Here is a 9354-nt window from a genome sequence, read left to right as displayed (position 1 = left end):
AGCAGTCGTTTCCAACTGTTATCCCCCTCGACTGGGCAGATCCCTAGGCATTACTCACCCGTCCGCCGCTCGTCAGCGAATTAGCAAGCTAATTCCTGTTACCGCTCGACTTGCATGTGTTAGGCCTGCCGCCAGCGTTCAATCTGAGCCATGATCAAACTCTTCAATTAAAGTTTTGTTGAAACAACCACTCTTATAAATAAAAGCTTCGTTTCGGCTCAATGAATTCTGATTTCGATTTAAAGACTCGGAAGAATCTCTAAAACGTTTGTTACATATTGCTATGAACACTCATCGTTACATTGAGTAATAATTTTGATTGCTTCACTCTTTACGAGAAAGAATGAGCAATTTCGATTAACTCAACACCTGTGAGTGTCCACACAGATTACTTGATAAATTGTTAAAGAGCGTGGAATCAATTTTTCAGACTCCGCCGTTAGACGCTAGGTCGTTGGCTTGGGATGCGTATTTTACGCAATTCCTTTTTCGCGTCAAGTCATTTTTAAACTTATTTAAAAACAATTTTCAGCGTCACTTTACAGTGAACTGATTTGGCGTGTAACCCATGCTACTGCGTGGTTTGCCGTGTCAGTGGATGCGCATTATAGGCAGATTCTGAATTGGTGCAAGGGCTTTTTAAAAGTTTTTCGCATTATTTGCGATCTTTTTTATTAATCACACGTTACCCAGATTTTATCCCCAGTGTTATCCACAAAAACACTTGAGGCGACTGTTTTTTATACTATTTATTAGGTACAAAAAAGGCAGCTAAAAATAGCTGCCTTTTAAATTATTAAATATTGCGGTGTTTTAGGTCAGTTTACCGTGACACTGCTTGTACTTCTTACCTGAGCCACATGGACAAGGGTCATTACGGCCAACTTTCTCACCGTCTCTAATCACAGTTCTTGGCGTTGCTGCTTCAGCTTCTTTATTCTCTGTTAGCGATTCTGATGCTGCATGCTGGTATTCGCGTTGGATCTTGGCTTCTTCGTCACGACGACGCTGCTCCATATCATCAACATCTGATTGTGCTTGAACCTGTACCTTAGAGAGTACACTGATGACATCGTGTTTTAGTGACTCCAACATTTGTTGGAATAACTCAAATGATTCACGTTTATACTCTTGCTTTGGATTCTTTTGTGCGTAACCACGTAAATGAATACCTTGTCGCAAGTGATCCATTGCTGCTAAATGCTCTTTCCACAGACCATCTAATGTTTGTAGCATGACTGCTTTTTCGAACTGACGTAGCACTTGCTCACCAACCATCTGCTCTTTAGCTTTATATGCTTCGCTCCAGCTTGATACAATACGCTCACGTAAAGTTTCTTCGTGAAGGTCATCTTCTGTATCTAACCATTGTTGAATGGTTAGTTGAAGACCAAACTCTTGGGCAAGACGCTGCTCTAGACCTGGTACGTCCCACAATTCTTCTACAGACTGCTGTGGAATATATTGATCAATCACACCACTAACGACATCTTGTTCAATATTTGAAATGGTGTCTTCAATGCTTTCTGCGTCCATTAACTCATTGCGCTGAGAATAAACAACTTGGCGTTGATCGTTAGCGACATCATCATATTCAAGTAATTGCTTACGAATATCGAAGTTACGCGCTTCTACTTTACGTTGCGCATTTTCAATTGCACGAGATACCCAAGGATGTTCGATGGCTTCGCCTTCTTCCATACCCAGTTTTTTCATCATGCCAGATACTTTTTCAGATGCGAAGATACGCATTAAGCTATCTTCCATTGAAAGATAAAAGCGCGATGAACCCGCATCACCTTGACGGCCTGCACGACCACGAAGCTGATTATCGATACGACGTGACTCGTGACGCTCGGTGCCTAAAATGTGTAAACCACCCGAAGCAATAACTGCATCATGACGAACTTGCCATTCTGCTTTAATGCGAGCGATTTGATCTTCAGTTGGATCCTTTAATGCATCAACTTCAACTTTCCAGTTGCCACCTAACACGATATCGGTACCACGACCGGCCATGTTAGTTGCGATAGTCACTACTCCAGCGCTACCTGCTTGAGCAACAATGTCTGCTTCTTTTTCATGGAACTTGGCGTTCAATACTGAATGTGGGATCTTAGCTTGCTTTAATAAGGTCGCTAATAATTCTGATTGCTCGATTGATACCGTACCCACAAGCACAGGCTGACCACGTTCGCGACAACCTTTAATGTCTTCAATGATGGCATTGTATTTTTCTGTTGCTGTAAGATAAACCAAATCAGGCATATCATTACGTACCATTGGCTTATTAGTTGGTACCACGACGGTATCAAGTCCATAAATATGTTGGAACTCGAATGCTTCAGTGTCAGCTGTACCTGTCATCCCTGCTAGCTTCTCATATTGACGGAAGTAGTTCTGGAATGTGATTGACGCTAATGTTTGGTTTTCATTTTGAATGTTGACTGCTTCTTTTGCTTCAACAGCTTGATGTAAACCTTCTGACCAGCGACGACCTGGCATGGTACGGCCAGTATGTTCATCAACAATAATCACTTCACCGTCTTGAACAATGTAATCAACATCACGTTCAAATAAGGTATGCGCTCTTAATGCTGCATTTACGTGATGCAGTAATGAGATGTTAGCTGCTGAATACAGTGAATCACCTTCATTGAGCACACCTAGCTCAACTAACAGTAATTCAACTTTTTCTTGGCCACGCTCTGTAAAATGAACTTGTTTGGCTTTTTCATCGATACTGAAATCACCTTCACCAATCTCATCTTCTGTATCTTCTTTCTCTTGAACGATAAGGTTAGGAATAAGGGTGTTTACTTTGATATATAGCTCAGAGCTATTTTCTGCTGCACCAGAGATAATCAATGGTGTACGCGCTTCATCAATTAAGATTGAATCAACTTCATCAATCAGTGCGTAATGCAGCGGACGTTGAACTCGCTCTTGAGGAGAGAACGCCATGTTGTCACGCAGGTAATCGAAACCAAACTCGTTGTTAGTCCCGTAGGTAATATCAGAGTTATACGCTTCTTTCTTTTCTGCTTGACCAAGGCCTGCCACGTTAATACCAACGCTAAGCCCTAGGAATTCAAATAATGGACGGTTATTTTCCGCATCACGACGTGCAAGGTAATCATTCACGGTAATGACGTGGACGCCTTTACCAGTAATACCATTTAAATATGCTGGCAGAGTTGCGGTTAAGGTTTTACCTTCACCGGTTCTCATTTCAGCGATGCGGTTACTATCAAGTACCATACCACCGAGTAATTGCACATCGAAGTGGCGCATTTCGAAAACACGTTTAGATGCTTCACGCACTGTGGCAAATACTTCTGCCATAAGCGCATCTAAGGTTTCACCATTTTCAATACGCTGACGGAACTCGTCTGTTTTTGCTTTTAGTTGTTCATCTGTCAGCTTTTCATATTCAGCTTCTAATGCATTAATTTTAGTTACAACTTTACCTAAACCTTTCAAGGTACGGTCGTTACGACTGCCGAATACTTTTGTCAGTAATTTGCCTAACATCTTAATCACTTATCTCTTGTAGGTTGAGCTCAAATGAGCGACTTAACCGAAAATGTTATTAACTCGCTTTGCGATAGACGAACTTTCTTGGATCTATTTGCTGTCCGTTTCGCAAAACTTCGTAATGCACGTGGGGACCAGTTGAACGGCCTGTGCTTCCCATACTGGCAATTTTATCGCCTTTGGCAACGACGTCACCTAGGTTTACTGACATAGATTTGTTGTGTCCATAGCGGGTTCGAAGACCATTTCCATGATCAATTTCGACTAACCCACCATATCCAAGCATATTTCCAGACCACGTTACTACACCTGCAGCAGTTGCAATAACATCGCCGCCTTCAGTGCCCGCAAAATCAATACCTTTATGCATTGTTCTACGACCATTAAAAGGGTCATTCCGTAAACCGTAGGGCGAAGATAACCAACCTTTTACGATTGGCCGCCCTGATATATAACGTTCTTCATCTATATGGAGATTAGTTGACACTGTTTCAAGTAGAGACAGCTGAACATTATTATTATCAATTCTTGATACCAACTGGGTCATATCATTTAACAGTTGGTTTATTTCCACGCCTGTGCCTATTTCACTCAATCCTCCGACACCCACTTCTGTGGCAAAGTCGAATTGATCTTCGAGTAAATTATTTTCAGCAACTTGCTGACCGAGGGCTTCGAGGCGGGTAATTTTTGCTTGCATAGAGGCGACATGAGTCACCAATGTGGCTAATTGGGTTTCTGTTGCTTGTTTGAGGCTAATGACTTGCTGCTTTTGTTGCTCGCGCAACTTTTTATTTTCATCAACTTTGGTTTGTTGCTCAGCAAAACGATCGGCACTTTGTTGATAGATGCCGGTTCCCGCTACAACTAATAGGATAGGTAGAAGTAACCAACGCTTGCTAGGATGCCAGCGAGTTACTCCGTTTCGACCTTGGATAAAAACTGTTACACTCATAGCCTAACTCAGCCATCTTATTATCATATGAAAAAGTCCCCGCAAGATCTCAGTAGCTTACTACATCAATCTGGACAATTACCGGCATTGGCTGAAAAAGCAGAACTATTAAATCAACTTAATAATTACGTAAAGCAGAGTTTAACAGGTCCTGTTGTTGAACAGCTTAAAGTCGCTAATCTTCGGCAGGGTGTTCTTGTAATTGAAACTACATCGGCTGCTTGGGCTGCTAGAATAAACTTCCAAAAGACCAAATTACTGCAACAACTTAAGGAAGAAACCCTTCCAATGCTTACCGCTATAGAGGTTAAAGTTAACCCAGGGTTAGCAATATCACCAAGCAAAAACTCAACTAATTACGCAACTATTAGCCCTGTCGCGGCAGAACATTTACAAACGTTGGCTGATCATGTTGAAGGGTCACTAGGTGAAAAACTAAAACGGCTGGCTGCATTGGCCAGCCGTAATAGGCAATCTTAACTATATTATGCGAAAGACGCTGCGCCGGGTACCATAAAGCTTAACGGTACATCGACTTCATTTTCAAAGCTGACTAACTCCCACGCTTCTTGTTGGGCTAATAACGCTCTAACCAATTGGTTATTTAAAGCATGACCCGTTTTATACGCACAGAACTCACCAACAATGGCATGCCCTGCGACATATAAATCACCAAAAGCATCAAGAATTTTGTGCTTAACAAATTCGTCCTCATAACGCAGACCATCAGGGTTAAGGACACGATATTCATCAAGCACGACGGCATTTTCCATGCTGCCACCCAGTGCTAAGTTATTGGCTCGAAGATATTCAATATCTCGCATAAAACCAAATGTTCTTGCACGGCTGATATCTTTCACAAATGCAGATGTTGAAAAATCCATAACCATATGCTGTTGACTACGAGAGATTTCTGGGTGATTAAAGTCGATTTTAAAATCCACTCTAAAGCCTTTAAATGGCTTTAACTCTGCCCATTTATCGCCGTCTTCAACACGCACAGTTTTATTGATTTTGATATATTTTTTAGCGACTGCTTGCTCTTTAATACCTGCACTTTGCAGTAAAAAAACAAACGGACTTGCACTGCCATCCATAATCGGGATTTCAGGAGCATCAACTTCAATAACTGCGTTATCAATGCCAAGGCCTGCAAGTGCTGCAAATAAATGTTCGATAGTTGAAATGCGAACACCTTCATCATTAACTAATGCCGTACACATAGTTGTTTCACGCACAAGATGAGCCTTAGCAGGAATTTCCACTGCAGGGCTTAAATCTGTACGACGAAGTACGATACCAGTATTGACAGGTGCGGGCATAATGCACAGAGTGACCTTGTTGCCGGAATGAAGCCCGACACCAGTACTCTTCACCATCTTTTGAACAGTTCTTTGAAAAATCATTCAGTTACCCGTTTTAATCACTTTAAAATAAACATTCATGCGCTATATATACTGAGTTTACCCAGCAAGCTGAGGCGGTATACTACCATAAAATTGCCTTTTCACAAAAAAAGTACCATTTAGTGGTTTTTAATACGCCTCTACTTACACAAGCAACATTTTATCAACATCTTATGCATTCAACATTCTAACTTTACTACCAAACTGTAATTAATCAGCTTGTTTACGTAAAAATGCTGGGATATCTAAATAGTCACCATCTGCGCGAGCTGTTGGCTGTGCTACTGGTTGCTGAGCAGGAACAGCATTACCTGTTGGTGCAACATAATTTGTTGCCGCAACTTGCTCTTCAACTGGCTCAGCTTTAACTTCAATTGGTGCAGGCTCTGGGCGTGAAACTGGTTTTGTCACTAATTGAATATCAGGCTTTTTCTCTGCGCCGATACCTGTAGCAACTACAGTTACGCGTAGCTCTTCGCTCATTTCAGGATCAATTACTGCACCGACTACTACTGTTGCGTTATCAGATGCATAAGCTTTAACGTGGTTACCCACTGTTTCTAGCTCTTCAATACTGATATCTAAACCAGCGGTGATATTCACCAATACGCCACGAGCGCCAGCAAGATCAATATCTTCTAGTAATGGACTAGCCACAGCAGCTTCTGCCGCTTCTTCAGCGCGATCATCACCAGTTGCAACGCCTGTACCCATCATGGCATTACCCATTTCAGACATAACCGTTTTAACGTCGGCGAAATCCACGTTGATTAAACCAGGACGAGTAATTAACTCAGCAATACCCTGCACTGCGCCTAGCAATACGTTATTAGCTGCAGCAAATGCATCTAATAATGATGTACCACGGCCCAATACTTTCAATAACTTTTCGTTAGGTATAGTAATCAATGAATCAACATGCTTTGCCAGCTCTGCAATACCTTGCTCAGCAAATAACATGCGTTTTTTGCCTTCAAATGGAAAAGGCTTTGTGACTACAGCAACGGTTAAAATGCCTTCTTCACGGGCAATTTCAGCCACAACAGGGGCTGCACCAGTACCGGTACCACCGCCCATACCTGCGGCAATAAAGATCATGTCAGATCCTTTGATTGCTGCACGAATGTTTTCTTTATCTTCTTCTGCCGCTTGACGACCAACATCAGGGTTTGCTCCAGCACCTAAACCTTTGGTGACATCACGCCCCAATTGAATAGTTGAACCAGCACCTGACTTACGTAATGCCTGAGCATCCGTGTTAGTTACGATAAATTCAACACCTTCGATGCTGTGCTTTACCATATGTTCGACTGCGTTACCGCCGCCACCACCGACGCCGATGACTTTAATCACCGCTTCGTCGTTATGAGTGTCCATGATCTCAAACATAGTCTGATCTCCGTTTGTCTGCGTTATTAAAATTCACCCTTAAACCAGCTTTTGACCCGATTCAAAAGACTGGTAACCCCTTGACGTTCAGGACGTTCGAACTGACGTTCGATTACGCGTCTGGCGCCGTAATGAAGCAAACCTATTCCTGTAGCGTAAATAGGTTGATCTACATATTCATTTAATCCTTTAACTGGTAGCGGTGATGCAACCCTTACTGGCATGCCAAATGTTGCTTCAGCAATATCCACCGCGCCGGTAATCATTGATGTACCGCCTGTTAACACGATCCCTGCAGCAATTTGATCTTCTAAACCACTGTCAGTTAATTCTTTAAGCACTAATTCAAATAGCTCTTGATACCTTGGCTCGACAACCTCTGCTAACGTATGACGTGACATACTGCGAGAAGGTCTGCCACCAACTGAGGGGACTTCAATGCTATCTTCGCGACTAACCATAGCGCTTCTGGCGCTGGCAAACTGTACTTTGATTTGCTCTGCATGGGTCAGCGGTGTTCTAAATATTTTAGCTATGTCACTACTGACTTGATTGCCTGCGACTGATATCACTGCGCAATGCCTTAGTGCACCGTTGGTATAAACCGCAATATCTGTGGTGCCACCACCGATATCAACAATACACACGCCTAAATCTTTTTCATCATTGGTCAGCACTGAGTCAGCTGATGCAATACCTGCAAACACCAAGTCATCAACAGTTAGGCCGCAGCGCTCAACGCTCTTAGTGATATTTTTCGCCATGTCGTTAGCACAAGTAACGATGTGCGCTTTGGCTTCCATTCGCATACCCGACATACCAATTGGGCTTTTTATCCCGTCTTGAACGTCAATTGAGTATTCCTGTGGTAACACATGCAAAATTCTTCGCTCTGTCGGGATTTTCACCGAACGAGCTGTATGGATGACATTGTCCACATCTTCTTGGGTAACTTCTTCGTCATTAATTGACACCATGCCGTTTTCGTTTTGGCAGGCGATATGTTTACCTGAAATACTTAAATACACTGATGATACTTGGCAATCGGCCATCAATTCAGCTTGGTCTAATGCACGTTGTACACTTCTTACAATCGAATCCAGATCATTTACGCCGCCCTTGTCCATACCACGAGAAGGGTGATTACCTAAACCAACCACGCTTATCTCGCCATCTGGCAGTACTTCGCCAATAATAACTGCGACCTTAGATGTACCGATATCTAAGCCTACGATAAGATTTCTTTCCTGATTCTTGGTCATTAATGTCGACTCTCTGTTTTAGTATCATCCCAGCCAACTGCGACACCTGTGTCATAGCGCAAATCAATTGTCGCTATTGGCTTTTTATTTTGTATTATTTCAGGGTAAACATTTATAAATCTTTGTATTCTAGACATCTTATCTTCTCGACCTAATTCAAGAAGAATGCCGTTATCTAATGTTGCATGCCAAGCATGGCGTGGGCTTAAACTTAAACTTGCTAAGGTAAAGCCATTAATACTTAATAAATCTGCTAATTGCTGATAGCTAGTTAACACTTCAGCTGACATATCCTCAGGACCTGACAACATAGGCAAGGCATTAATCATGGGATGGGCCTGGGCTTTAAACGCTTCACCGTCCACATTAAGCCAATCATTGCCATTCCAATGCGCTACCGCTTGTTGCTCTTGCAAGTTCACTTTCAACTTAGCTGGCCATTCGCGTCTGACTGAGGCGCGATATACCCAAGGTAAAGCCTCTAAAGCGTGCTGCACTTCAACCACATCGGCACTAAAAAAGCTGCTCTGCATCAAGGCCTGTAGCGCCGCTTGAATATCTGCGTCACTGGTATATAAACGCTCGCCGTGAATTGCTACGGCCTCAATGGGCAAGGCATCTGCATCATTAAGCAGCGTATTTAACTTTAAACTGGCCCAGACAATGGTCATTAACACCATGAGCAAAAACAATAACCCGGTATACAAGTACCAGTTGATTTCACTCAAATGGCTTCGTAACTGACGGGCTTTATCACTCCACGCCACGGTTACTGTAACTCCACAATGTACAATGTCACTTTCAT

Annotated in this window: 7 protein-coding genes and 1 rRNA gene; 1 reads left to right on the top strand and 7 read right to left on the bottom strand. The window is 42.5% G+C overall.

Annotated elements, in window-relative coordinates; all coding sequences use genetic code 11:
• The 3 genes from Q4533_RS05780 to Q4533_RS05770 all read right to left on the bottom strand — a co-directional run.
• Positions 1–170: ribosomal RNA gene (locus Q4533_RS05780) — 16S ribosomal RNA — on the bottom strand; the annotation flags it as partial.
• Positions 171–813: 643 nt separating this feature from the next.
• Positions 814–3534 (bottom strand): preprotein translocase subunit SecA, encoded by a 2721-nt coding sequence (secA, locus tag Q4533_RS05775; RefSeq protein ID WP_102440221.1) that lies wholly within the window; start codon positions 3532–3534, stop codon positions 814–816.
• Between the two features lie 58 nt (positions 3535–3592).
• Positions 3593–4492 (bottom strand): M23 family metallopeptidase, encoded by a 900-nt coding sequence (locus Q4533_RS05770; protein ID WP_102440220.1) that lies wholly within the window; start codon positions 4490–4492, stop codon positions 3593–3595.
• Between the two features lie 27 nt (positions 4493–4519).
• Here Q4533_RS05770 and Q4533_RS05765 point away from each other — a divergent pair, with 27 nt between their 5' ends.
• Positions 4520–4972, top strand: coding sequence for a DUF721 domain-containing protein (locus Q4533_RS05765; protein WP_303502264.1), 453 nt, complete (start codon positions 4520–4522; stop codon positions 4970–4972).
• 5 nt (positions 4973–4977) lie between these two features.
• On the opposite strand, the gene lpxC is transcribed toward Q4533_RS05765, so the two are convergent.
• From lpxC to Q4533_RS05745, 4 genes are all read right to left on the bottom strand, one after another.
• Positions 4978–5898 carry a UDP-3-O-acyl-N-acetylglucosamine deacetylase gene (lpxC, locus tag Q4533_RS05760; RefSeq protein WP_076537968.1) on the bottom strand — a complete coding sequence of 307 codons (921 nt, stop codon included), beginning with the start codon at positions 5896–5898 and terminating at the stop codon, positions 4978–4980.
• A gap of 210 nt (positions 5899–6108) precedes the next feature.
• Positions 6109–7287 (bottom strand): cell division protein FtsZ, encoded by a 1179-nt coding sequence (gene ftsZ, locus Q4533_RS05755; protein WP_102440219.1) that lies wholly within the window; start codon positions 7285–7287, stop codon positions 6109–6111.
• Positions 7288–7313: 26 nt separating this feature from the next.
• Positions 7314–8549 (bottom strand): cell division protein FtsA, encoded by a 1236-nt coding sequence (gene ftsA, locus Q4533_RS05750; protein ID WP_076537973.1) that lies wholly within the window; start codon positions 8547–8549, stop codon positions 7314–7316.
• Entirely contained in the window at positions 8549–9277 is a 729-nt protein-coding gene (locus Q4533_RS05745; protein ID WP_076538400.1) for a cell division protein FtsQ/DivIB, read from the bottom strand. The genes ftsA and Q4533_RS05745 overlap by 1 nt, the downstream gene beginning before the upstream one ends.
• Positions 9278–9354: the final 77 nt, after the last annotated feature.

Source organism: Shewanella sp. 6_MG-2023, assembly GCF_030547195.1.
Lineage (GTDB): Bacteria > Pseudomonadota > Gammaproteobacteria > Enterobacterales > Shewanellaceae > Shewanella.
The sequence above is the reverse complement of the archived record's forward strand: the minus strand, read 5'-3'. Positions and strand labels throughout refer to the sequence as shown.

Bases quoted from the DNA above. Each gene is read 5' to 3' on its own strand.
- Q4533_RS05770 (WP_102440220.1), bottom strand. From the start codon at position 4,492: ATGAGTGTAACAGTTTTTATCCAAGGTCGAAACGGAGTAACTCGCTGG.
- Q4533_RS05765 (WP_303502264.1), top strand. From the start codon at position 4,520: ATGAAAAAGTCCCCGCAAGATCTCAGTAGCTTACTACATCAATCTGGA.
- lpxC (WP_076537968.1), bottom strand. From the start codon at position 5,898: ATGATTTTTCAAAGAACTGTTCAAAAGATGGTGAAGAGTACTGGTGTC.
- ftsZ (WP_102440219.1), bottom strand. From the start codon at position 7,287: ATGTTTGAGATCATGGACACTCATAACGACGAAGCGGTGATTAAAGTC.
- ftsA (WP_076537973.1), bottom strand. From the start codon at position 8,549: ATGACCAAGAATCAGGAAAGAAATCTTATCGTAGGCTTAGATATCGGT.
- secA (WP_102440221.1), bottom strand. From the start codon at position 3,534: ATGTTAGGCAAATTACTGACAAAAGTATTCGGCAGTCGTAACGACCGT.